The following is a 556-nucleotide window of genomic DNA, read 5'->3' as shown; positions in this document are numbered from 1 at the left end:
TTCGTGTGTATACGTGTACGTTCCGTCAGGATTCACAACAACAGTTCCGTTAGCAGGATCCGTATTGTCCGTTACAGTAATCTCATCTCCATCTGGATCAAAGTCATTTGAAAGTACTGTTCCACTCACTGGAGTATCAACCAAAGTCGTATTGGTATCCGCATTGGCAATCGGAGCCTGGTTATCTGGTCCGTTCAATGGCAATACTTCAATATAAACCGTTGCCTGGTCACATGCCGATGGGTTTCCACCATCACACACTTCATACACAAAGGTATCCTCGCCTACATAATCAGCATTCGGAGTGTACGTATACGTTCCGTCAGGATTTAAGGTGACAGAACCATTAGTTGCGCCAGTAATTAAAGTATACGTCTCACTATCGGCAGGACCATCAGGATTCTCATCATTAGTTCCTACATCTCCACTTACAGGAGTGTTGACATACGTATTGTTAATATCATCGATCGCTAAGATCTCATTTCCGTCTCCATTTGGTGAGATCGTTAGGTATACCGTTGCTTGATCACAGGCACTTGGCGTACCATCATCACAC

The 556-nt window shown here is 44.2% G+C and carries 1 protein-coding gene; it reads right to left on the bottom strand.

Going from position 1 to position 556, the window contains the following annotated elements:
- On the bottom strand, positions 1 to 556 hold a 556-nt coding region (locus ULVI_RS15495), incomplete at both ends, for an Ig-like domain-containing protein (RefSeq protein ID WP_197463464.1).

Source organism: Cochleicola gelatinilyticus (assembly GCF_001637325.1).
Lineage (GTDB): Bacteria > Bacteroidota > Bacteroidia > Flavobacteriales > Flavobacteriaceae > Cochleicola > Cochleicola gelatinilyticus.
The sequence above is the reverse complement of the archived record's forward strand: the minus strand, read 5'-3'. Positions and strand labels throughout refer to the sequence as shown.